This window comes from Bradyrhizobium niftali (genome assembly GCF_004571025.1).
Lineage (GTDB): Bacteria > Pseudomonadota > Alphaproteobacteria > Rhizobiales > Xanthobacteraceae > Bradyrhizobium > Bradyrhizobium niftali.
The window spans coordinates 669,011-692,860 of the sequence record NZ_SPQT01000002.1 but is presented as its reverse complement, the minus strand read 5'-3'; the positions used below and the strand labels follow the sequence as shown (position 1 = coordinate 692,860).

At 65.4% G+C, this 23,850-nt stretch carries 26 protein-coding genes; 15 read left to right on the top strand and 11 right to left on the bottom strand.

Features of this window, described 5'->3' with window-relative positions:
- Nucleotides 1–34: 34 nt before the first annotated feature.
- On the bottom strand, nucleotides 35–793 hold the full coding sequence (locus E4K65_RS08545; RefSeq protein WP_135173732.1) for a hypothetical protein: 759 nt from the start codon (nucleotides 791–793) through the stop codon (nucleotides 35–37).
- Between the two features lie 62 nt (nucleotides 794–855).
- Here E4K65_RS08545 and nthA point away from each other — a divergent pair, with 62 nt between their 5' ends.
- From nthA to E4K65_RS08530, 3 genes are read left to right on the top strand one after another with little or no spacing between them, the layout of a single operon-like run.
- The gene (gene nthA, locus E4K65_RS08540; protein ID WP_135173731.1) at nucleotides 856–1,482 is read left to right on the top strand and encodes a nitrile hydratase subunit alpha; all 627 of its coding nucleotides are present in this window, start codon (nucleotides 856–858) and stop codon (nucleotides 1,480–1,482) included.
- Nucleotides 1,479–2,138: a nitrile hydratase subunit beta gene (nthB, locus tag E4K65_RS08535; RefSeq protein ID WP_135173730.1), complete on the top strand. Its 660-nt coding sequence runs from the start codon at nucleotides 1,479–1,481 to the stop codon at nucleotides 2,136–2,138. Before nthA ends, nthB begins: the two co-directional genes overlap by 4 nt.
- Nucleotides 2,138–2,515: a nitrile hydratase accessory protein gene (locus tag E4K65_RS08530; RefSeq protein WP_167770628.1), complete on the top strand. Its 378-nt coding sequence runs from the start codon at nucleotides 2,138–2,140 to the stop codon at nucleotides 2,513–2,515. Before nthB ends, E4K65_RS08530 begins: the two co-directional genes overlap by 1 nt.
- A 149-nt stretch (nucleotides 2,516–2,664) precedes the next feature.
- Here the strand turns inward: E4K65_RS08530 and queC are convergent, their stop codons facing one another.
- Nucleotides 2,665–3,378 carry a 7-cyano-7-deazaguanine synthase QueC gene (gene queC, locus E4K65_RS08525; RefSeq protein ID WP_135173728.1) on the bottom strand — a complete coding sequence of 238 codons (714 nt, stop codon included), beginning with the start codon at nucleotides 3,376–3,378 and terminating at the stop codon, nucleotides 2,665–2,667.
- A 146-nt stretch (nucleotides 3,379–3,524) separates the two neighbouring features.
- Here queC and E4K65_RS08520 point away from each other — a divergent pair, with 146 nt between their 5' ends.
- The 3 genes from E4K65_RS08520 (at nucleotide 3,525) to E4K65_RS08510 (ending at nucleotide 5,326) form a co-directional block, all read left to right on the top strand.
- A complete protein-coding gene (locus tag E4K65_RS08520) occupies nucleotides 3,525–3,929 on the top strand; it encodes a hypothetical protein (protein ID WP_135173727.1) in 405 nt (134 codons plus the stop codon).
- 105 nt (nucleotides 3,930–4,034) lie between these two features.
- Nucleotides 4,035–4,853, top strand: coding sequence for a nucleoside triphosphate pyrophosphohydrolase (gene mazG / locus E4K65_RS08515; RefSeq protein WP_135173726.1), 819 nt, complete (start codon nucleotides 4,035–4,037; stop codon nucleotides 4,851–4,853).
- A 14-nt stretch (nucleotides 4,854–4,867) separates the two neighbouring features.
- Nucleotides 4,868–5,326 (top strand): GNAT family N-acetyltransferase, encoded by a 459-nt coding sequence (locus E4K65_RS08510; protein WP_135173725.1) that lies wholly within the window; start codon nucleotides 4,868–4,870, stop codon nucleotides 5,324–5,326.
- On the opposite strand, the gene hflX is transcribed toward E4K65_RS08510, so the two are convergent.
- From hflX to E4K65_RS08490, 4 genes are all read right to left on the bottom strand, one after another.
- Nucleotides 5,327–6,709, bottom strand: coding sequence for a GTPase HflX (hflX, locus tag E4K65_RS08505; protein WP_167770627.1), 1,383 nt, complete (start codon nucleotides 6,707–6,709; stop codon nucleotides 5,327–5,329). It abuts the gene before it with no gap.
- Nucleotides 6,710–6,720: 11 nt separating this feature from the next.
- Nucleotides 6,721–6,969, bottom strand: a complete 249-nt coding sequence (hfq, locus tag E4K65_RS08500) for an RNA chaperone Hfq (RefSeq protein ID WP_007591126.1) — start codon at nucleotides 6,967–6,969, stop codon at nucleotides 6,721–6,723.
- Nucleotides 6,970–7,217: 248 nt separating this feature from the next.
- Nucleotides 7,218–8,588, bottom strand: coding sequence for a nitrogen assimilation response regulator NtrX (ntrX, locus tag E4K65_RS08495; RefSeq protein ID WP_027542769.1), 1,371 nt, complete (start codon nucleotides 8,586–8,588; stop codon nucleotides 7,218–7,220).
- A 17-nt stretch (nucleotides 8,589–8,605) separates the two neighbouring features.
- Entirely contained in the window at nucleotides 8,606–11,008 is a 2,403-nt protein-coding gene (locus tag E4K65_RS08490; RefSeq protein ID WP_135173724.1) for a sensor histidine kinase NtrY-like, read from the bottom strand.
- 175 nt (nucleotides 11,009–11,183) lie between these two features.
- Between E4K65_RS08490 and E4K65_RS47075 the strand changes: the two genes are divergently transcribed.
- Nucleotides 11,184–11,324 carry a hypothetical protein gene (locus E4K65_RS47075; protein WP_167770549.1) on the top strand — a complete coding sequence of 47 codons (141 nt, stop codon included), beginning with the start codon at nucleotides 11,184–11,186 and terminating at the stop codon, nucleotides 11,322–11,324.
- 164 nt (nucleotides 11,325–11,488) lie between these two features.
- Here E4K65_RS47075 and ntrC read toward each other — a convergent pair whose 3' ends face one another.
- Genes ntrC through dusB form a run of 3 tightly spaced genes read right to left on the bottom strand, consistent with a single transcriptional unit; the run spans nucleotide 11,489 to nucleotide 15,114 of the window.
- A complete protein-coding gene (gene ntrC, locus E4K65_RS08485; RefSeq protein WP_027542767.1) occupies nucleotides 11,489–12,931 on the bottom strand; it encodes a nitrogen regulation protein NR(I) in 1,443 nt (480 codons plus the stop codon).
- Nucleotides 12,932–12,940: 9 nt separating this feature from the next.
- The gene (locus E4K65_RS08480) at nucleotides 12,941–14,116 is read right to left on the bottom strand and encodes a two-component system sensor histidine kinase NtrB (protein WP_092184226.1); all 1,176 of its coding nucleotides are present in this window, start codon (nucleotides 14,114–14,116) and stop codon (nucleotides 12,941–12,943) included.
- Nucleotides 14,113–15,114 carry a tRNA dihydrouridine synthase DusB gene (gene dusB, locus E4K65_RS08475; protein WP_027542765.1) on the bottom strand — a complete coding sequence of 334 codons (1,002 nt, stop codon included), beginning with the start codon at nucleotides 15,112–15,114 and terminating at the stop codon, nucleotides 14,113–14,115. Before dusB ends, E4K65_RS08480 begins: the two co-directional genes overlap by 4 nt.
- A gap of 279 nt (nucleotides 15,115–15,393) precedes the next feature.
- Here dusB and E4K65_RS08470 point away from each other — a divergent pair, with 279 nt between their 5' ends.
- Both E4K65_RS08470 and E4K65_RS08465 read left to right on the top strand, forming a co-directional pair.
- Nucleotides 15,394–16,575 carry a bifunctional 2-C-methyl-D-erythritol 4-phosphate cytidylyltransferase/2-C-methyl-D-erythritol 2,4-cyclodiphosphate synthase gene (locus E4K65_RS08470; RefSeq protein WP_135173722.1) on the top strand — a complete coding sequence of 394 codons (1,182 nt, stop codon included), beginning with the start codon at nucleotides 15,394–15,396 and terminating at the stop codon, nucleotides 16,573–16,575.
- A gap of 4 nt (nucleotides 16,576–16,579) precedes the next feature.
- Nucleotides 16,580–17,191, top strand: coding sequence for a CinA family protein (locus tag E4K65_RS08465; protein WP_135173721.1), 612 nt, complete (start codon nucleotides 16,580–16,582; stop codon nucleotides 17,189–17,191).
- A gap of 128 nt (nucleotides 17,192–17,319) precedes the next feature.
- Here the strand turns inward: E4K65_RS08465 and E4K65_RS08460 are convergent, their stop codons facing one another.
- A complete protein-coding gene (locus E4K65_RS08460; protein ID WP_135173720.1) occupies nucleotides 17,320–17,802 on the bottom strand; it encodes a GNAT family N-acetyltransferase in 483 nt (160 codons plus the stop codon).
- A gap of 407 nt (nucleotides 17,803–18,209) precedes the next feature.
- Between E4K65_RS08460 and E4K65_RS08455 the strand changes: the two genes are divergently transcribed.
- From E4K65_RS08455 to E4K65_RS08435, 6 genes are read left to right on the top strand one after another with little or no spacing between them, the layout of a single operon-like run.
- Nucleotides 18,210–18,821: a c-type cytochrome gene (locus E4K65_RS08455; RefSeq protein ID WP_404559048.1), complete on the top strand. Its 612-nt coding sequence runs from the start codon at nucleotides 18,210–18,212 to the stop codon at nucleotides 18,819–18,821.
- An 11-nt stretch (nucleotides 18,822–18,832) separates the two neighbouring features.
- Nucleotides 18,833–20,077 (top strand): cytochrome c, encoded by a 1,245-nt coding sequence (locus E4K65_RS08450; RefSeq protein WP_167770625.1) that lies wholly within the window; start codon nucleotides 18,833–18,835, stop codon nucleotides 20,075–20,077.
- A gap of 18 nt (nucleotides 20,078–20,095) precedes the next feature.
- Entirely contained in the window at nucleotides 20,096–20,272 is a 177-nt protein-coding gene (locus tag E4K65_RS47070) for a hypothetical protein (protein ID WP_027542758.1), read from the top strand.
- Complete coding sequence (locus tag E4K65_RS08445) at nucleotides 20,269–20,832, top strand: cupredoxin domain-containing protein (RefSeq protein ID WP_135173717.1); 564 nt, start codon at nucleotides 20,269–20,271, stop codon at nucleotides 20,830–20,832. The genes E4K65_RS47070 and E4K65_RS08445 overlap by 4 nt, the downstream gene beginning before the upstream one ends.
- Nucleotides 20,819–22,441: a b(o/a)3-type cytochrome-c oxidase subunit 1 gene (locus E4K65_RS08440; RefSeq protein ID WP_135173716.1), complete on the top strand. Its 1,623-nt coding sequence runs from the start codon at nucleotides 20,819–20,821 to the stop codon at nucleotides 22,439–22,441. Before E4K65_RS08445 ends, E4K65_RS08440 begins: the two co-directional genes overlap by 14 nt.
- On the top strand, nucleotides 22,441–23,256 hold the full coding sequence (locus E4K65_RS08435) for a c-type cytochrome (RefSeq protein WP_167770624.1): 816 nt from the start codon (nucleotides 22,441–22,443) through the stop codon (nucleotides 23,254–23,256). The genes E4K65_RS08440 and E4K65_RS08435 overlap by 1 nt, the downstream gene beginning before the upstream one ends.
- Before the next feature lie 119 nt (nucleotides 23,257–23,375).
- Here the strand turns inward: E4K65_RS08435 and E4K65_RS08430 are convergent, their stop codons facing one another.
- Complete coding sequence (locus E4K65_RS08430) at nucleotides 23,376–23,846, bottom strand: type II toxin-antitoxin system RatA family toxin (RefSeq protein ID WP_027542754.1); 471 nt, start codon at nucleotides 23,844–23,846, stop codon at nucleotides 23,376–23,378.
- Nucleotides 23,847–23,850: the final 4 nt, after the last annotated feature.

The following is a 23,850-nucleotide window of genomic DNA, read 5'->3' as shown; positions in this document are numbered from 1 at the left end:
GGTTCTGCCGCCCGCTGCTTGTTTTTCCCTTGTGTCACAAATGCCCGGTGCGCCGATGCTCCGGCTCGCCGCCGCGGACCGGAAACCGGATGGTGGTGCCGATGGTGATCCAGTTGGCGTTTTCGCCGGTGATGTTGCGGCCGTAGATCACGTCGACGGAGAAGATCTCGTTCGGCCGGTAGCGGACGCCGGTCTGGAAGCGCGGCTGCACGACGCTTGCGATCTCGGATGCGCCGGCCTGGCCAAAGGCCTCGATCGTCCATTGCAAGGTGTCGGTAAACTTCCAGTCGAAGCCGATGCCGTAGGTCAGGTAGTGGCGATCCACGGTGCGATCCCAGAGCCAGCCGCCGTTGACGTTGATGCGCATGGTTTCGGACAGACGGAAGGTTGCGGGGATGACCGCAAAGGCGGATAGCGCCTCGCCGGTCGCGGCATCGAATGATCCCCCGCCATAGGCCGACAAGCCCCACCGGCCGACGCCGGTCGGGATGAAATTCGTCTTGGCTTTCGGAGCCACCGTGGTGCTCCAGTCGCCATCGCTGCGGGCCCGGATGGTCTGCATGCTCAGCTCGATCGGCCTGAACGGATCGATGACACAGGAGGGATTGGCGACCGCGGAGAAATCCGTGTTGGAAGCAGTCGACATCCAGCTTTCGACCTTGCAGGAGCCGACCTCCGAGATGTCGGCGGCATCCACCGCATAGGCGCCATTCGCGGCGCGCGCATCCTGCGCCGCGAGTGCGACAAGAGCCGCGATTGCGGCGGTTATTCCGGTTCGTGCAGCCAAGCCCATGGCGCGATGTTAGCAGAGTCTTCGCCTCGACAAGGCCCGGATTCTGGGACTATCTTCGCCTCATGAGCGAGCATCATCACGACCACGATCACGACCATTCCGAGCTGTCCGAGACCGAGCTGCGCGTGCGCGCGCTCGAGACGATCCTGACCGAAAAAGGCTATGTCGAGCCGGCCGCGCTCGATGCCATCATCCAGGCCTACGAGACCAGGATCGGTCCGCACAACGGCGCGCGCGTCGTCGCCAAGGCCTGGACCGATCCGGCCTTCAGGCAGGCGCTGCTCGAGGACGGCAGCAAGGCGATCGGCACGCTCGGCCATGTCAGCCGCGTCGGCGACCATCTCGTCGTGGTCGAGAACACGCCGCAGCGGCACAACATGGTCGTGTGCACGCTGTGCTCCTGCTACCCCTGGGAAATGCTGGGGCTGCCGCCGGTCTGGTACAAGGCCGCGCCCTACCGCTCGCGCGCCGTGAAGGACCCACGCGGCGTGCTCGCCGATTTCGGCGTCGCGCTGCCCAGGGATATCGAAGTTCGCGTTTGGGATTCCACCGCCGAGACGCGCTTTCTGGTGCTGCCGATGCGGCCCGAGGGCACGGAGGGCTGGAGCGAGGAGCAGCTCGCCGAGCTCGTCACGCGCGACTCCATGATCGGCACCGGCTTTCCCAAGACGCCCGGAGCGCCGTCGTGAACGGCGTGCACGACATGGGTGGCATGGACGGGTTCGGCAAGGTCGAGCCCGAACCCAACGAGCCAATGTTTCATGCGGATTGGGAATCGCGTGTCCTCGCCATGGTGCGCGCGATGGGCGCGGCCGGCGCCTTCAACATCGACACCTCGCGCTTCTATCGCGAGACGCTGCCGCCGGATGTGTACCTGTCAAGCTCCTACTACAAGAAATGGTTTCTCGGGCTTGAGGAGATGCTGATCGAGAAGGGCTACCTCACCCGCGAGGAGGTCGCCGCCGGCCACGCGATGCAGCCTGCGAAGGCGCTCAAGCATGGCAAGTTCGATCTCGCCAACGTCGAGCGCGTGATGGTGCGCGGCAAGTTCGCCCGCCCTGCTCCGGCGCCAGCGAAATTCAACATCGGCGATCGCGTGCGGGCGAAGAACATCCATCCGGCGACGCACACGCGGCTGCCGCGCTATGTCCGCGGCCATGTCGGCGTGGTCGAGCTGAACCATGGCTGCCACGTGTTTCCGGACTCGGCGGCGATGGAGCTCGGCGAAAATCCGCAATGGCTCTACACGGTCGTGTTCGAGGGCAGCGATCTCTGGGGCGCGGACGGCGACCCGACCTCGAAGGTCTCGATCGACGCGTTCGAGCCGTATCTGGACCCGGCGTGATGAGCAGCACGCTTGCTGCCGCCGCGACCGCGGCGATCCCGAGCATTCCGCGCGATGACGACGGCCCGGTGTTCCGCGCGCCCTGGGAGGCCCATGCGTTCGCGATGGCCTTGAGCCTGCACGAGCGCGGCGTCTTCACCTGGCCCGAATGGGCCGCAGCCTTGGCCTCCGAGATCAAGCGCGCGCAGGCCGCTGGCGATCCCGATACGGGCGAGACCTACTACCTGCACTGGCTCGCCACGCTGGAGGGGCTGGTTGCGCGCAAGGGCGTCGCGTCGTTGGAAACGCTGCACCGCTACCGCGACGCCTGGGACCACGCCGCCGACAGGACGCCGCACGGCAAGCCGATTGAGCTGAAGCCGGAGGATTTTGGCTAGCTCGGTAATTGGCACGCTCGTGCTAAGCCCTACACTGTCATTCCCCGCGAAGGCGGGGAATCCAGTACGCCGCGGCCTCTCGGCTCAAGCACGGTCTCTGGAATACTGGATCGCCCGCCTGCGCGGGCCATGACACTGACCGTGTAGCGTCAGCGTCCCGCCACATACTCCCGCCACCCCTTCGCCCGCAGGTTGCACGCCGGGCACTCGCCGCACCCGTATCCCCACTCATGCTGCGCGCCGCGTTCGCCGAGATAGCAGGTGTGCGACTGCTCGCGGATGAGATCGACGAGGCTGTCGCCGCCGAGGTCGTGCGCGAGCTGCCAGGTCGCGGCCTTGTCGATCCACATCAGCGGCGTATGCAGCTCGAAGGGCCTCGCCATGCCGAGCGAGAGCGCGGCCTGCATGGCGCGGATGGTGTCGTCGCGGCAGTCGGGATAGCCGGAATAATCGGTCTCGCACATGCCGCCGACGATATGGGTGATGCCGCGCCGGTAGGCCAGCGCCGCGGCGAACGTCAGGAACACCAGATTGCGGCCGGGCACGAACGTGTTGGGCAGGCCGTCGGCGCCCATCGCGATCTCGACGTCGCGGGTCAGCGCCGTATCCGAGATCGCGGCCAAGGTCGGGATCGACAGCGTGTGGCTCTCGCCGAGCTTTGCGGCCCAATCCGTGCGAAGGCCCTTGATGCCGTCGAGCAGGCGGTCGCGGCAGGCGAGCTCGATGGCGTGGCGCTGGCCGTACTCGAACCCCAGCGTCTCCACGCGGGCGAAGCGGCTCAGCGCCCAGGCGAGGCAGGTGGTGGAATCCTGGCCGCCGGAGAACAGCACCAGCGCGGTGTCGGATTGAGAGGGGTGGGTCATGGGCCTTAACTAGTTTAGCACATCCATTGCATCAATGTGCCCATCCCGGCGGATGCTCGGATCGGCGGATTCGGCCGGTTGCGCCGATGCACCCGCAATGATAGTATGCGGCTTGGCTACAACTGGTTATGTCGGCGGGGTCTGGCGTGGGCAGAGGCTATTTCAAGATCATGCCGGGCGAAACCCGGCTGTTCTTCCCGTGGGCTGCGGGTGGTGCTGGTTACGTCATTGCCTCTGAGCAGGACTATCAGCGGTTGCGGCAGCAGATCAAACTCTACAACAGAGTCTATCTTACCGTCGCGATTGCCGTGGCTGTCGGCGTTGAATGGTTCACCACGATTAGCTCCATCGTCGCCGTGGTCATTGCGGCGTTTCTCAGCGACATGGTCTACAAGGCCTGGATGCGGCGCCTGCTGCCTCGCCTGAAGGTTTCCGACGAAAAGCTCACGCACCGGGAATGGTGGTCTGGCACGCTCAAGGCGCTCAAGCCGATAGGCCCCTGGACCGTACAAGACCCATCGGTCACGAGTCCGAGAACGGTCGCCGAATAGAGCCCAGGGCAATCGGTGGAAATCAACACGGTTGTCCCGCGTAACACTGGGATCGACGCGATGCTTTTGGCATAAAGCCAAGGCTCGAACATCCCGGTGCCCGCAATGACCCCTTCCCGCGACATTTCACGCCTGATCGAGATCATGGCGGCGCTGCGCACGCCGGTGACCGGCTGCCCCTGGGACCTCGAGCAGGATTTTGCGACCATCGCGCCCTACACGATCGAGGAGGCCTATGAGGTGGTCGAGGCCATCAGCCGCGGCGATCTCGATGATTTGCGCGAAGAGCTCGGCGACCTCCTGCTCCAGGTCGTGTTCCACGCCCAGATGGCGGAGGAAAGGAACGCGTTCGCCTTCGGCGACGTCGTCGAGGCCATCACCCGCAAGATGATCCGGCGTCATCCCCATGTCTTCGCCGACAACGACGGCAATCTCGCCTCCTCCCACGTCAAGGAAGTCTGGGACCGCATCAAGGCGGAGGAGAAAGCCGAGCGGGCTGCGCGCCGGCCGCCGGAAGCAACACCGTCGCACAAGTCCCTGCTCACGGGCGTGAAGGCCGGCCAGCCGGCGCTGACCCGCGCCATGGAGCTGCAGCGCAAGGCCTCGACCGTCGGCTTCGACTGGAACGACCCGCGCGCGGTGCTGGCAAAAATCCGCGAGGAAGCCGACGAGATTGAAGCGGCTCTCGACCGCAACGACAAGGAGGAGCTTGCGGAAGAGACCGGCGACCTGATGTTCGCACTCGTCAACCTCGCGCGCCATGTCGATGCCGATCCGGAAGCCGCGCTCCGCGCGACGAACGCCAAATTCGAGCGGCGGTTTGCGTTCATCGAGCGGACGCTGGAGGCGCAGGGACGGACGCTGGAGCAGGCATCGCTGGCGGAGATGGACGCGCTGTGGAATGCGGCCAAGACCGCCACCTGACACAAGGGGACGACGTGGACATCAGGCAAGACGATCCGACGGCGCCATATGTCGCCGACTTGCTGGCGCATCATCTGGAAGAGCTCCGCAGCGTCATGGGCGAGCACGCGCAGGCGCTGGACGCGAGCGGTCTTTCGGCCGCATCCGTGACGTTCTGGACCGCCTGGCACAATGGTGCGTTGGCCGGCTTCGGCGCCCTCAAGCAACTCGATGACACGCATGGCGAAGTGAAGTCGATGCGCGCCGCGTCCACCGCGCGGCGGACCGGGGTCGGGCGAGCCATTCTGGACCACATCATTGTCGAAGGCCGCAAGCGAGGATATGCGCGTCTCAGCCTGGAGACCGGCACTGCGCCGCTGCACGCCCCCGCGATCTCGCTCTACCGCAGTGTCGGCTTCGTACCCTGCGAGCCGTTCGCCGACTATCAGGCGAGCCCACACAACCAGTTCATGCGCCTCGACCTGTCCAACTGATTACGCCGCGTGATGCGGCACCGCGTCGAACCGGTTCACCACGATATCGCGCTTGGTCTCGTCCACGCGCACCGTCATGTCGAAACGGCCGTCGTGCAGCTCTTTCGTCAGCACCTCGGAATTGCGATGCAGCCAGCTGATGCCGGCGCCGTCGGCGGCGTCGATGGAGAGATCGAGCGTCGTGCGTTTGGCCGCAAGCCGTTCCTCGATCGCGGCGAGCAGTGCGTCGACCCCCTCGCCTGACACGGCCGAGACCAGCATCGCCGGATGATCCTCCGGCCTGCGCGCGGCGATGTTCAAAAGCTCTTCACGCTGCTCGGCGTCGTAACGATCGATCTTGTTCCAGACCTCGATGATGCGGCCGGAATCGTCGGGGTTGATGCCGAGCTGGCGCAGCACGGCGTCGACGTCGCTCTGCTGCGCCTCGGCGTCCTCATGCGAGATGTCGCGGACATGCAGGATGACGTCGGCCTCCAGCACCTCCTCCAGCGTGGCGCGGAAGGCCGCGACGAGCTGCGTCGGCAGATTGGAGATGAAGCCGACGGTGTCGGACAGCATCGCCTTGCCGCCATGCGGCAAAGTGAGCGCGCGCAGGGTCGGATCGAGCGTGGCAAACAGCATGTCGGCCGCCTGCACGTCGGCGCGCGTCAGGCGGTTGAACAGCGTCGACTTGCCGGCATTGGTGTAGCCGACCAAAGCGACGACGCGATACGGCACGCGCTGCCGTCCGGCGCGATGCAGGCGCCGCGTCGCCTGCACCTTCTTCAGCTCGCTCTCGAGCTTGGAGATGCGCTCCTGGATCAGGCGGCGGTCGGCCTCGATCTGCGTCTCGCCGGGACCGCCCATGAAGCCGAAACCGCCGCGCTGGCGTTCCAGATGGGTCCAGGATCGCACGAGGCGAGAACGCTGATAGTTGAGATGCGCAAGCTCGACCTGGAGCGAGCCCTCCTTGGTCTTGGCGCGGCGGCCGAAGATTTCGAGGATCAGGCCGGTGCGGTCGAGCACCTTGGCGTGCAGCTCCTTCTCGAGGTTGCGCTGCTGGATCGGCGCCAGCGCGCAATCCATCACCACGAGTTCGACGTCGAGGCTCTTGGCCAGCGCGGCGATCTCCTCGACCTTGCCCTTGCCGATATAGGTGGCGGGACGGATCTGGCTGATCGGCGCGATGATGGCGTCGGCGATGACGAGATCGATCGCGCGCGCGAGGCCGGCGGCTTCGTCGAGCCGGGCCTCGGCGTCTCGCACGACATGACTTTCCGATTGCGCGTCGGCACCGCCCGCGCGCACACGCAAGTAGGGGCCGACGACAAGCACCCGCCCCGTTTGCTTAGCCCCAGCCGACCGCGGACGGTCGGCATCCCCGTCGAAATTCCGGGGTTCCAATCAGATCACTCTCAAGCCGGCTGATCCTCGCCGCCTTCGAACAGCTGGATCGGAGCGCCCGGCATGATGGTCGAGATCGCATGCTTGTAGACAAGCTGCGAATGTCCATCGCGCCGAAGCAGCAAACAGAAATTGTCGAACCAGGTCACGATGCCCTGGAGCTTCACTCCGTTGACCAGAAAGATCGTCAGTGGCGTCTTGGTTTTGCGAACGTGATTAAGGAAGGTGTCCTGTAGGTTTTGTGCGCGGTCTGCCGCCATTGTTTTTTTCTCGCTTTGAGTTTCTTTTTATTGCGCCGGTTGCGGCCCTCTTGGTGAAATTCGGGGCCTCGTCCGGTTGCCGTTCCTCATGAGATCCCCCTCGGAGGAACAGCGGTTCGATTAGAGGACAGGTCGGGTTATTAGGCAAGCCGCTTCACGCGGCAGGCCACGCCGTATTGCCCCGAAAAACTACGGAAATCGATGATTTTCCTCGCTTATCCCCGAGGCGCAAACGCAACGTCTCGGCGTCAGCCGACGCCGAGCGCCTTCAGCTTCCGATGCAGCGCCGAGCGTTCCATGCCAACGAACTCGGCCGTACGAGAAATATTTCCTGAAAAACGGCTGATCTGTGCAATCAAATAGTCGCGCTCGAACACTTCGCGCGCTTCGCGCAGCGGCAGGCCCATGATGTGCTCACCATTGTTGCTGGTCGGCATCGCCGGCACCATGGAGCCCACGTCCTGCGGCAACATGTCGGCGGTGATGATCACTTCCGGTCCGCCTGCGGCCAGAATCATGACTCTCTCAACGTTGTTGCGAAGCTGGCGCACGTTGCCGGGCCAGACATGCGATTGCAGCACCGCCATCGCGTCCTGCCCGATCTGCCGCTTGGGCAGGCCGCTGCCCGCCGAGATCTGCTCCATGAAGTAGTCGATCAGTTCCGGAATATCCTCGCGCCGCTCCGAGAGTGCGGGCACGCGGATCGGCACCACCGAGAGGCGATGATAGAGGTCCTCGCGGAAATGGCCGGCCGCGATCTCCTCTTCCAGGTTGCGCGCCGTCGAGGAGATGATGCGCACGTCGACCTGCACCTTGGCGGTGCCGGCGACGCGCTGGAACGACTGCTCGACCAGCACGCGCAAGATCTTGTTCTGGGTCTCGCGCGGCATGTCCGCGATCTCGTCGATGAACAGCGTGCCGCCATGCGCTTCCTCGAGCGCACCGGGCTTGCGCGGCTGCTCGCCATTGGACTGCTCGACGCCGAACAGCTCGTGCTCCATCCGCTCGGGCGTGATTGCGGCGGCGTTGATGACGACGAAGGGACCGTCGGCGCGGCCCGAGGCGGTGTGCAGCGTGCGCGCAGTCAGCTCCTTGCCGGCGCCGGCGGGGCCGACGATCAGGATGCGGCTGTTGGCCTTGGCCGCGCGCTCGATGGTCTGGCGCAGCTGGTTCATGCTGGGCGAGCGGCCGACCAGCGAGCTTGCGCTCGGCGCGAGCTGCTTCAGCTCCTTGACCTCGCGCTTGAGCCGCGAGTTCTCCAGCGCCCTGGTGGCGACCAGGATCAGCCGGTCCGCCTTGAACGGCTTCTCGATGAAGTCGTAGGCGCCGCGCTTGATCGCGGCGACCGCGGTCTCGATGTTGCCGTGGCCGGAGATCATCACGACCGGCAGATCGGCATTGTCCTTCTTGACCTGCTCCAGGAGTTGCAAGCCGTCGAGCTTGGAGCCCTGGAGCCAGATGTCGAGGAACACCAGATGCGGCCTGCGGTTGGCGATTTCGGCCAACGCCGAGTCGCTGTCGCGTGCGGTCCGGGTGACGAACCCCTCGTCCTCGAGGATGCCCGCAACGAGATCCCGAATATCGGCCTCATCATCGACAATCAGAATTTCACTTGCCATGGGTCGCGCCTGTCTTGTCAGCTGCCTGTTGAGGCTTCGATCTTCGTTGAATCATTGGTCATTTCAGCCGGCTCTTTGGTTTCGGCAACCGGCCCTTTTGTTTCCGTGTCCTTGATGGATTCCTTGGCGATTTCCGCTTCCTTGATCGTTTCCGCGGTCGTGTTCCTGGCGGCCGGCGCCTGCTCGGTCCCCTCGGCCTTCGCGGGCGCGCCGGAGATCGCAAAGCGCATCCGCATCCAGGCACCGCGCTGGCCCGCACGGAAGTCGGAGGCGTCCTTCAACTCGATGCGCCCGCCATGGTCTTCAAGCACGCGGCCGACGATCGCAAGGCCAAGGCCGGTGCCCTTGGCCCGCGTCGTCACATACGGCTCGAGCAGCCGCGAGCGCGCCACCTTGGGCAGACCGATGCCATTGTCGATGACGTCGATCAGCACGTCCTCGCCCTCGCGCGACACCACGACGTCGATGCGGCCCTTGCCGAGCTCTTCCGGCGGCACCTGCTCGATCGCCTCGGTGGCATTCTTGACGATGTTGGTGACCGCCTGCGAGATCAGCCGCCGGTCGAACTGGGCGCGCAGCGGATCTTCCCTGAACTCGGCCTCGATATCGAGCTCGGGATGGGCGACCTTCATCAGGAACACCGCCTGCCGCACGGTGTCGGCGACGTCCTCGCCCTCCATCACCGGTTTCGGCATCCGCGCAAAGCGCGAGAATTCGTCGACCATGCGCCTGATGTCGTCGACCTGACGCACGATGGTGTCGGTGCACTGCTCGAAGATCTGCTTGTCCTTGGCCTCGGTGATGTCCTTGCCGAACTTGCGACGAATGCGCTCGGCCGAGAGCTGGATCGGCGTCAGCGGGTTCTTGATCTCATGGGCGATGCGGCGCGCCACGTCGCCCCAGGCCGAGGTGCGCTGTGCCGACACCAGCTCGGTGATGTCGTCGAGCGTGATGATGTAGCTGTCGTGCGGCTGGTTCTTCTCGGCGCTGACGCGGACCGAGAGGTTGCGCTCCTGTCCGTCGCGCGTGATCGTGATCTGGCCCTGCACCAGGCGCTGGGTGCCTTCCCGCGCCGTCTTCATCATCTCGTCGAGCTCCGGCAGTACGTCGGAGAGCGCATGGCCGAGCGTCTCCGCTTCGGAGTGCCCGATCAGCTTCTCGGCGGAGCGGTTGAGGATGCCGACGCTGCCCGAATTATCGACGCCGATGATGCCGGCGCTCGCCGAGGACAGCACCGCCTCGATGAAGCGGCGGCGGCTGTCGATGAGGTCGCTGGCGTTGACGAGCTCGTCGCGCTGGCTGCGCAATTCCTGCGTCATCTTGTTGAAGGTCTCGCCGAGCTGGGCGAGATCGCCCTCCGACTGGTGCACCGGCACCTTCACGTGAAGGTCGCCGGTCGAGACGGTGTGGGCCGCATTCATCAGCCGCCGGATCGGCGATACCAGCGAGTTGGCGAAGTTCAGCCCGATCAGCACCGAGGCCATCAGGATGGTCAGCGCGATCACCGCAAACATCAGCGCGAAGGCGACCTGGATGCCGAGCCGCCGCGACTCGATCTGGGCATATTCGGCGACGCTGACCTCGGTCTGCTTGAGCTGGTTGACCACATTCGGGTCGAGCGGCCGCGCGACATAGAGGAAGGTGTCGCTGAAGGCGCGCAAGCGGATCACCGCCGCGACGAAGCTCGCATCCGGCAGCACCGCGATCTCGGGCTCGGACTCGTTGACGTTGCTGAGGAAGTCCGGCGCCGGCGGCGAATAGGCCAGCCGCATGCCGGTGTCGGCGGATTCCAGGATGTTGGTGTTCTTGTCGATGATCATCGCGCCCGGCAGATTGCGGGAGCTGGCACTGGCCGTCAGCATCTCGCGAAACGACCGCCGATCCTGGTCGTAGAGCGGCCGGGCGTGCGCGATATCGTTGGCCATGCCGAGAATGTCGCCGCGGATCAGCTGCGCATGGTCCTGCATATAGGCCCGCGCGATGTTCAGCGAGTTCTGGATGACCTCCTTGGTCGGCCCGGAGAACAACCGGTCGAGGCCGCGCTCGAGGGTGACGTTGGCGACGACGGAAACCAGCACGGCCGGAAGCACCGCCACGATCGAGAACAGGCTGACGATCTGGACATGGAGACGCGCCGCCGCCCTGCCCCGCCGGCGCGCCAGGATGAGCTGCCAGAGCTCGCGGACGATGATCCCGACCAGCAGCAGGATCGTGCCCGCATTGATCAGGTAGAACGTGCGGACCACCTCCGGCGTCGGATCGATCCTCGTGAGACCGGTCAGGACCAGGAAGGTCAGCAGGCCCGACAGCAGTGCCAGCGCCACGGCAAAGGGCGCCAGCCAGCGTCGCGGCGACCAGCGTCGGGGCTCTTCAGCTGGGGCCGTGTCAAAGGATGCGGCCGAGGTGTCTGCGCTGGTCATTCCGGCAATGGGTGCTGAAAACGGGGTCCGCGGTGGCGGCGGATACTGATGTATTCCTACCACATTGTTGCCGAATTGCGACAATTCCGCGGCGTCCCCGCCGCGACGGACCGGCGCGTCCACAGGGCATGCCGGGCCAGCGGGAACGGAATCCGCCCAGTCCGGCTTGACTGGGATGGACAGGTTCTTTCTCGCGATAATGGTCGCGGCCGTTCTGCTGCTGATCGTCGCTTCCGACCTGCTGGTCAACGGCCCCGCCATGCAGGCACCGGCTGACGTCGCCATGCTGCCGACTTCAGGCCGCCTGGTCAGATAGGTGCGACGCCGCGTCCAGCGGTCGAATGACCAATTTGAATGTTCCGGCGGAACAATTCGGTCCAATTCGGACTTCTGCTCACCGCGTCAGCCATCAAGGCCAGCGCGATTCGGACAGGCTCAGCTCCGCTGTGGTAGGGGGAGCTGAGCCACCGTCCCGGAAAACTAGCCCCCGCTCCGATAGACCTGGATATCGAGATCCCGGATCTTCTTCCGCAGCGTGTTGCGGTTGAGGCCGAGCAGGTCCGCGGCGCGGATCTGGTTGCCGCGGGTGGCGGCGAGCGCGGCCGTGAGCAGCGGCACCTCGATCTCCTTGAGGATACGGTGATAGAGGCCCGGCGGCGGCACGCCGTTCGGGAAGCCCTGGAAGTGCGAGGACAGATACGCCTCCACCGCGCCGCCGAGATTGTCGACGCCCTGCTGGACCGCGGCACCGGGGCTGACCGTGGGCGGCGCCAGCTCGCCGTCGATGACGGAGCCCGTGATCACGTCCTGCGGATAGAGCGCGGCGAGGCGCCGGGCGAGATTTTCGAGCTCGCGCACGTTGCCGGGCCAGCGGTGCTGCTTCATCCGCTCCAGCGCCAGCGTGTCGAGCTTCTTCGGCGGCAGGCCGTCCTTCTCGGCCAGCGTGAAGAAGTGCCGCACGAGGTCCGGCAGGTCTTCGATGCGCTCGCGCAAGGGGGGCAGCCGCAGCGGCACGACGTTAAGGCGGAAGAACAAATCTTCGCGGAACAGGCCCTGCTGGATCAGGACGCGCAGGTCCTTGTTGGACGCCGCAACGATCCGCACGTCGGTCTTGATCGGGGTGCGGCCGCCGACGGTGGTGTATTCGCCCTGCTGGAGCACGCGCAGCAGGCGGGTCTGCGCCTCCATCGGCATGTCGCCGATCTCGTCCAGGAACAGCGTGCCGCCCTCGGCCTGCTCGAACCGGCCGGAGGCGCGGGTGTTGGCGCCGGTGAAGGCGCCGCGCTCATGGCCGAACAGCTCGGACTCGATCAGGTCGCGCGGGATCGCCGCCATGTTGACGGCGACGAACGGGCCGTTGCGGCGCTTGCCGTAATCGTGCAGCGCGCGCGCCACCAGCTCCTTGCCGGTGCCGGACTCGCCCGTGATCATCACGGTGAGGTCGGTCTGCATCAGGCGCGCCAGCACGCGGTAGATTTCCTGCATCGCCGGCGAGCGGCCGACCAGCGGGATCGCCTCCATCTCGGCGTCCTCGTCCGGCGTCGAGGTTCGCTCCTTCGGCTCGGCGAGCGCACGGCCGACGATGGCGATCAGCTCCTTCAGGTCGAAGGGCTTTGGCAGATATTCGTACGCCCCGCGCTCGGAGGCGCGGATCGCCGTCATGAAGGTGTTTTGCGCGCTCATGACGATGACGGGCAAATTCGGCCGCATCTTCTTGATCCGCGGCAGCAGGTCGAAGGCGTTTTCGTCCGGCATCACCACGTCGGTGATGACGAGATCGCCCTCGCCCTGGCTGACCCAGCGCCACAGCGTTGCGGCATTGCCGGTGAGCCTGACCTCATAGCCGGCGCGGGACAGAGCCTGGTTGAGTACCGTGCGGATGGCGGTGTCGTCATCTGCAACGAGAATGCTACCTGCGGGCATTGTTAATCCTCATTTTGCCCCCTGTGATGCAGACGACGACTTCCCGGCAGAGCCGTCGCGACTGCTGTGATCGGCATGTTTGACCGATGTGGAATACATCGGCATCAGCACGCGGAAGGTGGTTTTGCGCGGCTGAGATTCGCATTCGATGATGCCCCCGTGATCGCCGACGATCTTTGCGACAAGCGCAAGGCCCAGACCCGAGCCGGTCTGCTTGGTGGTCACGAAGGGATCGAACAGGTTGGGCAGAAGATCGTCCGGCACGCCTGGCCCGTTGTCCCTCACGCAGAATTCGAGCGGCAACGATACCCGGGATTTTTGACCGGGGACTGACAGGCGCACGCCGGGGCGGAACGCGGTGGTGAGCTGGATCTCGGCGTCGGGCACGTCGATCAGGGCTTCGGCGGCGTTCTTCACGAGATTGAGGAACACCTGGATCAACTGGTCCTGGTTCGCCAGCACCGGCGGCAGCGAGGGATCGTAGTCCTCGATGAAGCGGATGTTGCGGGCAAAACCCGACTGCGCCAGCCGCTTCACGTGATCGAGCACCGAATGGATGTTGACCGGGCCGCGCACCACGGGGCGCTCGTCGCCGAACACCTCCATGCGGTCGACCAGCGTCACGATGCGGTCGGCCTCGTCGCAAATCAGCCGCGTCAGCATGCGGTCCTCGGAGGAGGCCTGCTGCTCCAGCAGCTGCGCCGCGCCGCGGATGCCGGAGAGCGGATTCTTGATCTCATGCGCGAGCATTGCTGCTAGCGCTATCACCGAGCGCGCGGCGCTGCGATGGGTGAGCTGGCGGTCCATCTTGTCGGCGATGGTGCGCTCCTGCAGCATCACCACGATATGGCCGGGCCGCTCCGTGAGCGGGGCGACGTGCAGATCGACCTGGCGGTCGCCGCCCATGCGGGGCGTGCCGAGATCGACCTTGTATTCGTTCACCGGCGAGTTCGACGAGCGCACCTGGTCGATCAGCGCCAGCAAGGGGCTGCCGAACGGCACCAGCTCTTTCAGCGACTGCCGCTTCAGGAACTGCGTCGAGATCTCGAAGAAAGCTTCGGTGGCGATGTTGGCGGCGACGATCTTGCCGTCCGGCCCGATCATGAGCACGGGATTGGGAAGCGCGTCCAGGATCGCATCGCTGTCGGACGGAAGCGGCCGACGATGTTCAGCGGCTGAGCTCATGCAGCAGCGCTCCATGCGAAGTCGTCGAAGGCATCTTGCAGTGACTGGTGAACGAGGCGCGGATCCTCGGACGTCAGAATCGTCTGGCGCCAGGATTTCAGCTTCGCAGCAGGCGCGCGGCTCGCTTCGGCCGCGACGTCGAGCGCCCAGCCGAGATGCTTGCGGGCATGCTTGAGGCCGACGCGCAGGCCGTAGAGCGCGCACACGCCTTCATAAAGCGTGCGGACATAATGGAGTTGCGTCGCGAGTGACGGCGCGGCTTCCGCCGCCCCGCCCTTCAGGCGACGGCCGATCTGGCCGGGCAGCCAGGGCTGGCCCTGCGCGCCGCGGCCGATCATCACGGCGTCGGCGCCGGAGGATTCGAGCGCTGCGAGCGCCTTCTCGTAGGAGGTGATGTCGCCATTGACGATGAGCGGAATCGAGATCGCCTCGCGCACAGCACGGATCGCATCCCAATCGGCCTCGCCCTTGTAGAACTGGCAGCGGGTGCGGCCATGCACGGTGACGAGCTTGATGCCGGCGGCTTCCGCGCGCCGCGCCAGTTCCGGCGCATTGCGGCTGCGGTCGTCCCAGCCGAGCCGCATCTTCAGCGTCACCGGCACCTTCACCGCCGCGATCGTCGCATCGATCAGGCTGACGGCATGGTCGAGATCGCGCATCAGGGCCGAGCCGGACTGGCCGCCGGTGACGTGGCGGGCCGGACAGCCCATGTTGATGTCGATGATATCGGCGCCCTCGGCCTCGGCGATCCGGGCGCCTTCGGCCATCCAGTGCGCCTCGCATCCGGCGAGCTGCACCACATGCGGGCCGATTCCGGTCGCTTCGCAGCGCAACCGGGACATCCGGTGGCCGTTGGCGAGCTCATCGCTGGCGGTCATTTCGGATACCACCAGACCTGCCCCAAGCTCGGCGACCAACCGCCGGACGGGCGAGTCAGTCACTCCCGACATCGGTGCCAGGAAGACCGGGGTGGCGACCTCAATATCGCCTATTTTCAAGGGCTTGGAGCCTGATCCTGCCGGGCCGGTCACAGTGGTCTCATTCACTCGCAGGGCCTCATCGCACCTGCCATGACCTATCTTGCGCACAATTCTTGTGCAGTCAAGCGTCATGCCTACAGTTTAGACAGTTCTGCAAATCTTTCAAGTGCAGTGCAGCAAAATGCTGTTTCCCACAATCCGGGGAAACCCCCTTTTTTTGCGGGCCTGCCGTGCTAGAGGCATGCCGGCAATCACCCACTCCCGACTCTTTCATTAGCAACTGAGTATTTGAGTCCTATGGCGAAATCACAGCGCACCGCAGTCGTTCTTGTCGCGGCAGGTCGCGGCCTGCGCGCAGGCGCCGGCGGGCCGAAGCAATATCGCGAGATCGGCGGCCAGCCCGTGATCTATCGCGCCATGGAGGCCTTCAGCCGCCACCCCGATGTGTTTGCCGTGCAGCCGGTGGTCAACCCCGACGACAGCGCCATGTTCACGGTAGCGGTCGCAGGATTGAAGCACGAGCCGCCGGCCAATGGCGGCGCCACGCGCCAGGCCTCGGTGCTTGCCGGTCTCGAAGCGCTGGCAAGGCACAAGCCCGACATCGTCCTGATCCACGACGCCGCGCGCCCCTTCGTCTCGGAAGGCGTGATCTCGCGCGCGATCGATGCGGCCAGCCGCACCGGCGCCGCGATCCCCGTCGTTCCCGTCACCGACACCATCAAGCTCACCGGCGAGAGCGGCAATGTCGAGGACACGCCGGACCGGGCCCGCCTGCGGATCGCGCAGACGCCGCAATCCTTTCGATTCGATGTCATCCTCGAGGCGCATCGTCGCGCGGCGAAGGACGGACGCTGCGATTTCACCGATGATGCCGCGATTGCCGAATGGGCGGGATTGACGGTTGCAACCTTTGAAGGCGATGTTGCCAACATGAAGCTGACCACTCCCGAAGACTTCGTGCGCGAGGAAGCGCGCCTGGCTGCCCAGCTCGGCGACATCAGGACCGGCACGGGCTACGACGTGCACGCCTTCGGCGAAGGCGACCACGTCATGATCTGCGGCGTGCGCGTGCCCCACAGCAAAGGTTTCCTGGCCCATTCCGACGGCGATGTCGGCCTGCATGCGCTGGTGGATGCCATCCTCGGCGCGCTGGCCGACGGCGACATCGGCTCGCACTTCCCGCCGAGCGATGCGAAGTGGAAGGGGGCCTCCTCCGACCAGTTCCTGAAATACGCCATCGAGCGCGTCACCCAGCGCGGCGGCCGCGTCGCCAATCTCGAGGTGACGATGATCTGCGAGCGGCCGAAGATCGGCCCGCTGCGCGACACCATGCGCGCGCGCATCGCCGAGATTTCCGGTGTCGACATCTCGCGCGTCGCGGTGAAGGCGACGACCAGCGAGCGGCTCGGCTTCACCGGCCGCGAGGAAGGCATCGCGGCCACCGCGAGCGCCACCATCCGCCTGCCCTGGAGCGTGTAAGATCATGGGCGGCAGCGACGCACGCGCCCTCTCCCGCTCGCTGCTCGATTTGTGCCGGATGCGCAAGCTGACGATCGCCACGGCCGAGTCCTGCACCGGCGGGCTCGTTGCCGGCGCACTGACCGACATCCCCGGCTCCTCCGACGTGATCGACCGCGGCTTCGTCACCTATTCCAACGACGCCAAGCGCGCGATGCTCGGCGTTGAAGCAGGTACGCTCACCAATTTCGGCGCCGTCAGCAAGGAGACCGCAATCGCGATGGCGATCGGCGCGCTGGAGCGCGCCGGTGTCGACCTCGCGGTCGCCATCACCGGCATCGCCGGCCCCGGCGGCGCCACACCCGGCAAGCCGGTCGGCCTCGTCCATTTCGCCGCCGCCGCGCGCGACGGTCGCATCATCCATCGCGAGCATCGTTTCGGCGCGATCGGCCGCAGCGCCGTGCGTCAGCGTTCCGTCGTCGAGGCGCTGCGCATGCTGATGGATCTTGCCCGCGGCCCGCAAGTCGCGGCCAAGCCGCGCCGCGCCGCCGCGGCAACCCGCCTGCGCCCGCGTGTGACCCGCTCGCCGCGAAGGCATGCTGCGAAGCGCAGGCCGCCGCGCTCGCCGCGGGGGTGATGCCGTATCTTGTAGGGTGGATTAGCCCTGCGGGTGCGCGAAGCGCAGCTCGCATGGCGTAATCCACCTCTTCAGTCTCCGCGGCGGCAGAATTGGTGGATTACGCTTCGCTAATCCACCCTACACATCTACATCTCGGCCAGTTCTCTCAGCTTCGCGCCGGCGATCCGGAAGAACCGCTTCTCCGGTAGCGCCCGCCCACCAAGCATCTCGTAGAAGTGCTGAAGCCGCAGGTCATCCGCGTCGGCAGTCCAATCGATGCGATCGTGCCCCTCCTGGCGCGCGATTTCGGCCAGTCGCGCCATCAGCCGTTTTCCCAATCCAGCTCCGCGCCGGTTGTGACGAACGTAGAGCTCCTTCAGGAAGAAGCCTGACGTCAAACCCGGTCCGGGATAGATGGCACTGAAACATGCAAGACCTGCGATTTCATCGTTCTCACAAGCGAGCAGAATTCGCGCTCCGGCGGGCCTCGACCTCAGCCCGTCAATGATCACGTCCCGTGCAGGGCAGACGGCGCGATAGTGAGCCTGCATCTCGATCAGCGCGTCGGCCACGTCATCGAAATCGGTGTCCGCGATCTCCCTGAAAGTCGTCAGTGCGATATCGTCCATGGTCGATCCCTGTGGTCACTCAATATCCGTTAGCCTCACAATAGCGATATACGCCGTTTGCACGCAGCTGTGTTTGGTGTCGAGGCGAATGGAAGCACAGGGCAAGGCTCGGGCGAGCGGTGCCAGGAGACCGCGATGCTGCGCTGCTTTTCAAAAAGCACGCAAATCTTGTCGAATCCGATCGTTATATGCAGTGCAAGAGCACGACCAAACGTCATCGTTCCCTTCCGAACTTGCGCGCGACTATACTGGCGCAATAATGCCGCTCTATGTTGTGGTCCGGAATCAACCGGCCCAGCCTTCTGGAGGGCGACGAATTGTTCGCTCGCACCACTGCTCTGGCCATTGCCATCCTGGCCGCCATTGACGCTGCGGCCGCACAAACGGCCAACCAGCCGCCGGATACGATGGCGGCGCGGGTCGAGGCCTGCACGCCCTGTCACGGCAACAAGGGCGAAGGCACCAGCGACGTCTATTTCCCGCGGCTTGCCGGCAAACCCGCCGGCTATCTCTACAACCAGCTCCTCGCCTTCCGCAGCGGCCGGCGCAAATACCCGCCGATGAACTATCTGCTGGAATTCCTGCCCGATCCGTATCTGGAGGCGATGGCGGAGTACTTTGCCAGCGAGCATCCGCCGCTGCCGCAGCCGGCGCCGAGCGAGGTCAGCAAGGACGTGCTGGCGCAGGGCGAGCAGCTTGCGACGAGCGGCGATGCCGGCCGCAACATTCCGGCCTGTGTGAGCTGCCACGGTCCAGGACTGACGGGGATGCAGCCCGGCATCCCAGGATTGCTCGGCTTGCGCGCGCCTTACATCAGCGCTCAACTCGGCGCCTGGCGCTACGGCACCCGCACGGCCAGATCGCCCGACTGCATGCAGCTCGTCGCCGGCCATCTGACCGAGGCCGACGTCACCGCCGTTGCAGCCTGGCTCGCGACGCGGCCGGCGCCCGCGAACCCGGCTCCCGTGCCGAAAGGCACCTATGCGCTGCCGTTCGGCTGCGGCAGCCAGCCCAACTGACGAGGCGGATGATGGGCTCAAGACTGTCGATCACGCTCCTCGCTCTCGCCGCGTTCACAACGGCCGCGCAGGCGCAGGACAAGGACAAGACCGGTGATATCGTCGCGCGCGGCGAGTATCTCGCCCGCGCCGGCGACTGCACCGCGTGCCACACCGCACCGGAAGGCCGCCTGTTCGCCGGCGGCCGCGCCATGCCGACGCCGTTCGGCACGCTCTACACCTCCAACATCACGCCCGATCCAGAGACCGGGATCGGCAAGTGGAGCGCGGACGACTTCTACAAGACCATGCACAACGGCCGCTTCCCGGATGGCGGGCTGATCTATCCGGCGATGCCGTTTGCGTCCTACACAAAGGTCACGCGCGCCGACAGCGACGCGATTTTCGCCTATCTGCGCTCGATCCCGCCGGTCAGCCAGAAGAACAGGCCGCACGAGCTGCGCTTTCCCTATGACAACCGTCAGCTGATCCTCGGCTGGCGCACGCTGTTCTTCAGCGAGGGCGAGTTCAAGCCGGACCCCAAGAAATCGGCGGAATGGAATCGTGGCGCCTACCTGGTCGAGGGGCTCGGCCATTGCGGCATGTGCCATTCGCCGATCAACGCGCTCGGCGGCACCTCGCAATCGGACGCCTTCAAGGGCGGCCTGATCCCGATGCAGAACTGGTACGCACCCTCGCTCACGTCCAACCGCGAGGCAGGTCTCGGCGACTGGAGCATCAAAGACATCACTGATCTGCTCCAGACCGGCGTTTCGGCGCGCGGTGTCGTCTACGGCCCGATGGCCGAAGTCGTGCACAACAGCCTGCAATATCTTGATGATGCGGACACCAAGGCTATGGCGGTGTACCTCAAGGGCATCTCGGAGCCCTCCCCTCCGCCGCCAGCGAGCTCGGCGCTGCCGACCACCGAGAGCAGCCTGCTGATCAGCCTCGGCAAGACCGTCTACGACAAGAACTGCGCGAGCTGTCACGGCACGCAGGGCGAAGGCAAGCCGCCGCACTGGCCGCCGCTCGCCAACAACCAGTCGATCGAGATGCAATCGGCGGTCAACCCGATCCGCATGGTGCTCAACGGCGGCTATCCGCCGGGCACCAAGGGCAATCCGATGCCATATGGGATGCCGCCGTTCGCCGGCCTGCTCTCCGACAACGAGGTCGCCGCCGTCGTCTCCTACATCCGCACCGCCTGGGGCAATCGCGGCACGCCGGTCTCGGCCCGCGAGGCCAACGAGCTGCGCTCCGCACCGCTGAACTGAGGACGCCAGAGATCCGTCATGATCAATTCCGATCCGCCGACCAGCCCAGCCGCCGCCGACCAGGCCGTCGAGGAGGTCGTCGCGCAAGGCCCGTCCGGCGCGATCGTGCTCGCCGGTATCGCCACGGCCTGCGTGGTCGCGATGTGGCTCGCCTTCTATCTGTTCGTCTTCCTGCCGCGCGGATCGCTGCAATGAGCGCAGAGGACACCCATGGCAGCGCCGAGGTCGCAGCCCGCGTCGAGCGGCGCTGGGCGACTATTGCCGTGATCATCATCGTGGGCATGGCGCTGCTGGCGGCCTTCGCCGGCATCCATCGCGCAACCATGCCGCAGCCGCGCGTCGAGACCACCGATCCCTCGCGCATTCATCTTTCGGGCGAATTCGTCGAAAGCAATCTCGGCAGCGTGCTCGAGGCCAACGGCAACGTCACGGTACGCGCGATCGGCCAGCAATATTCCTTCACGCCGGCCTGCATCGTGGTGCCCGTGGATACGCCGATCACGCTCCGCGCCACCAGCGCCGACGTCGTGCACGGCATCCTGGTCCAGGGCACCAACGTCAACACCATGCTGGTGCCGGGCTACATCTCCGAGCAGCTGATGCGCTTTACCAGGACCGGCGACTATCTGATGCCCTGCCAGGAGTTCTGCTCCTTTGGCCATGAGGGCATGTGGGGCAAGGTCCAGGTGATCGACAAGACCGACTTTGCCAATCGTGCGAAGGGCGGCGGGAGGCTGAGCTGTGTTGGCCAATAGGAAGCTCATCCTCGCCCATTTCTGGTTCGCCTTCGCCGTGTTCGGCGTCGCGCTCACGCTCGGCGCCTGGCAGATGTTCATCCGCAGCCCGATCGGCACCTGGCTCTCCAACCCCGAGCTCTATTATCGCTCGCTGACCGCGCACGGCACGGTGATGGGCTACGTGTTCCCGACCCTGGTCGCGATGGGCTTTGGCTACGCCATCAGCGAGTCCGCGCTGGAGCAGCGCCTGGTCGGCGTGCGCTGGGCCTGGGCCGGATTCTGGCTGATCGTTGCCGGCAGCATCATGGCCGTGATCCCGATCGCGCTCGGGCGCGCCTCGGTGCTCTACACGTTCTATCCGCCGCTGATCGGCAACGTCTTCTACTATCTCGGCGTCGTCCTGGTCGTGGTCGGCTCGTGGGTCTGGGTCGCGCTGATGGCGGTCAATCTGCGCGTCTGGCGAAAGGCCCATCCCGGCGCGCCGGTGCCGCTCGCCATGTTCGCCAATGTCGCCGGCTCCTATTTGTGGGCGTGGACCGCGGTCGGCGCGGCGCTCGAGCTGCTGCTCCAGATCATTCCGGTTGCGGCGGGGCTGAAGGCGACGATCGACGCCGGTCTTGCCCGTGTCTTCTTCTCCTGGACGCTGCACGCCATCGTCTATTTCTGGCTGATGCCGACCTACATTGCCTACTACGCTATCGTGCCGCGCGCGATCGGCGGCCGGGTCTATTCCGACACCATGGCGCGGATCTCATTCATCCTGTTCCTGGTGGTGGCGATGCCGATCGGCATGCACCACACCTTCGCCGATCCGCAAGTCGGCGCCGGCTTCAAGTTCATCCATTCGGCCTTCACCGCGCTGGTCGCGCTGCCGACGCTGCTGACCGTGTTCACGATCTGCGCCTCGGTCGAAATCGCCGCGCGGCTGCGCGGCGGGCGCGGCCTGTTCGGCTGGATCAGGGCGCTGCCCTGGGACAACCCGATGATGCTGGCGCTCGCCTTCTCGTTCGTCATGCTCGGCTTCGGCGGTGCCGGCGGCCTCATCAACATGAGCTATCAGCTCGACGCATCGATCCACAACACGCAGTGGATCACGGGCCACTTCCACCTGATCTTCGGCGGCGCCATCGTGATCATGTATTTCGCGATCGCCTATGATCTGTGGCCGCACCTCACCGGGCGCGAGCTGACCGACCTTCGCCTGATCCGCACCCAGCTCTGGCTGTGGTTCGTCGGCATGATCGTCACCACATTCCCCTGGCACTGGGTCGGCATCCTGGGCATGCCGCGCCGAATGGCCTATTTCGACTTCGGCGATCCCGCGATCGCGCCGCAGGCGCTCTCCGTCACGTTCTCCGCGATTGGCGGTTTCATCCTGCTGACCTCAGGCATCATATTCCTGGTCATTCTGGCCCGAGGGATGCGTGCGCCACAGGCTGACGCCGGCCCCTATCGCTTTGCGCTGGCCGTGCACCAGCCGGCGACGGTGCCGGTCGCGCTCAACACCCACGCGCTGTGGGTGGCGCTGATGATCGCGCTGACCATCACCAATTACGGCTATCCGATCCTGACGCTGGCACTGACCGAGGGCACGTCGGTGCCGGCCGTCTATGTGGGAGCGCAGTGATGAGCACGCGCGACCTCTTCACCTTCCGTAACGGCCATTTCAAGATTGGCGTCGGCATCACTGCTGTGATGCTCGTCGTGACGGCGATTGCCGGATTCATCGTGCTGCCCTTCGCGCAGCCCTGGGTGCAGTTCGCCAATGTCTGGGATGCGATCTGTAGCGCCGCCGGCGTGCCGCGGCGCGCGGCAAGCGTGACGGCGCCCGAGCAGAGCAAGCGTCTTTCGGATGTCGTGCTCACCTCGCACACGCTGTCGCGTCCGAGCCAGGAGGCGATTGGCCGCGGCGCCACGCTCGCGCAGCGCTGCGCGATCTGCCACGGCCCGACCGGCATCAGTCGCGCGGACTCGCCCAACCTCGCCGGTCAGTATGCGGCCGTGATCTACAAGGAGCTGCACGATTTCCGTTCCGGCGCGCGCACCAATGCCGTGATGTCGCCATTCGCCGTCAACCTGACCGACCAGGAGATCGCCGACCTCTCGAACTACTACGCCTATCTGCCGCGGCTGCCGGCCTATCACCCGACGCCGCTTCTGCCGAAACCCAACATCGTCATCTACGGCGCGCCGATCCGCGGCATCGCGCCGTGCGGCGCCTGCCATGGCAGCCTCGACAACAAGACCGGCAGCCCATGGCTCGAAGGCCAGTCCGAGGCCTACATGAAGGCCCAGCTCCAGGCCTTCGCCTCAGGCGAACGGCGCAACGACATCAGCCAGCAGATGCGCAACATCGCGCGCGCAATGACGCCACAGGAGATCGAGCAGGCCGCGGCCTACTACGCCTCGCAGCCGCCGGATGTTGTCAAAGCGGTGGATTGAGCCCCACTGTCATTGCGAGCGCAGCGAAGCAATCCAGAATCCCTCCGCGGAATGACTCTGGATTGCTTCGTCGCAAGGGCTCCTCGCAATGACGGCGGAAAGAGTGTGCCCAGCCTAGGCTACGTCGACGCCAGCTTCGGCCGTCCGTAGATCGCATCCGCGCGTTTCTCGAATGCAGTGGAGAAGCGTGCGAAGGCGGCATCGAACATCGATCCCATCAGCATCGCCAGCATGCGGCTCTTGAACTCGTAGGCGAGGAAGAAGCCGACGTCGCAGACGCCCTCACCCTTGGGCTCGAACGTCCAGCGGTTTTCCAGATTACGGAACGGGCCTTGCAGATACTCGACCAGAATTTTCAGGTTGGCGCGGTCGAGCGTCACGCGGCTGGTGAAGGACTCCTTGACCAGCTTGAACGACACCGTCATGTCGGCGACCAGCACCTCGGTGCCGTCGGGCTTCGCCATCCGCTGCCGCACCTTCAGCGCGCTGCACAGCGGCACGAATTCCGGATAGCGCTCGACATCGGCGACCAGATCAAACATCTCGGACGCACTGTGGTTGACGCGGTGCTTGCTCGAAACTCGATGCATGGTA

Bases quoted from the DNA above. Each gene is read 5' to 3' on its own strand.
- E4K65_RS47070 (WP_027542758.1), top strand. From the start codon at position 20,096: ATGATCAATTCCGATCCGCCGACCAGCCCAGCCGCCGCCGACCAGGCC.
- E4K65_RS47075 (WP_167770549.1), top strand. From the start codon at position 11,184: ATGGACAGGTTCTTTCTCGCGATAATGGTCGCGGCCGTTCTGCTGCTG.
- E4K65_RS08450 (WP_167770625.1), top strand. From the start codon at position 18,833: ATGGGCTCAAGACTGTCGATCACGCTCCTCGCTCTCGCCGCGTTCACA.
- E4K65_RS08465 (WP_135173721.1), top strand. From the start codon at position 16,580: ATGGGCGGCAGCGACGCACGCGCCCTCTCCCGCTCGCTGCTCGATTTG.
- E4K65_RS08455 (WP_404559048.1), top strand. From the start codon at position 18,210: ATGGCGGCGCGGGTCGAGGCCTGCACGCCCTGTCACGGCAACAAGGGC.
- mazG (WP_135173726.1), top strand. From the start codon at position 4,035: ATGACCCCTTCCCGCGACATTTCACGCCTGATCGAGATCATGGCGGCG.
- queC (WP_135173728.1), bottom strand. From the start codon at position 3,378: ATGACCCACCCCTCTCAATCCGACACCGCGCTGGTGCTGTTCTCCGGC.
- E4K65_RS08480 (WP_092184226.1), bottom strand. From the start codon at position 14,116: ATGAGCTCAGCCGCTGAACATCGTCGGCCGCTTCCGTCCGACAGCGAT.
- E4K65_RS08530 (WP_167770628.1), top strand. From the start codon at position 2,138: ATGAGCAGCACGCTTGCTGCCGCCGCGACCGCGGCGATCCCGAGCATT.
- hfq (WP_007591126.1), bottom strand. From the start codon at position 6,969: ATGGCGGCAGACCGCGCACAAAACCTACAGGACACCTTCCTTAATCAC.
- ntrX (WP_027542769.1), bottom strand. From the start codon at position 8,588: ATGGCAAGTGAAATTCTGATTGTCGATGATGAGGCCGATATTCGGGAT.
- E4K65_RS08435 (WP_167770624.1), top strand. From the start codon at position 22,441: ATGAGCACGCGCGACCTCTTCACCTTCCGTAACGGCCATTTCAAGATT.
- E4K65_RS08470 (WP_135173722.1), top strand. From the start codon at position 15,394: ATGGCGAAATCACAGCGCACCGCAGTCGTTCTTGTCGCGGCAGGTCGC.
- E4K65_RS08445 (WP_135173717.1), top strand. From the start codon at position 20,269: ATGAGCGCAGAGGACACCCATGGCAGCGCCGAGGTCGCAGCCCGCGTC.
- E4K65_RS08490 (WP_135173724.1), bottom strand. From the start codon at position 11,008: ATGACCAGCGCAGACACCTCGGCCGCATCCTTTGACACGGCCCCAGCT.
- ntrC (WP_027542767.1), bottom strand. From the start codon at position 12,931: ATGCCCGCAGGTAGCATTCTCGTTGCAGATGACGACACCGCCATCCGC.
- E4K65_RS08545 (WP_135173732.1), bottom strand. From the start codon at position 793: ATGGGCTTGGCTGCACGAACCGGAATAACCGCCGCAATCGCGGCTCTT.
- nthA (WP_135173731.1), top strand. From the start codon at position 856: ATGAGCGAGCATCATCACGACCACGATCACGACCATTCCGAGCTGTCC.
- E4K65_RS08430 (WP_027542754.1), bottom strand. From the start codon at position 23,846: ATGCATCGAGTTTCGAGCAAGCACCGCGTCAACCACAGTGCGTCCGAG.
- E4K65_RS08460 (WP_135173720.1), bottom strand. From the start codon at position 17,802: ATGGACGATATCGCACTGACGACTTTCAGGGAGATCGCGGACACCGAT.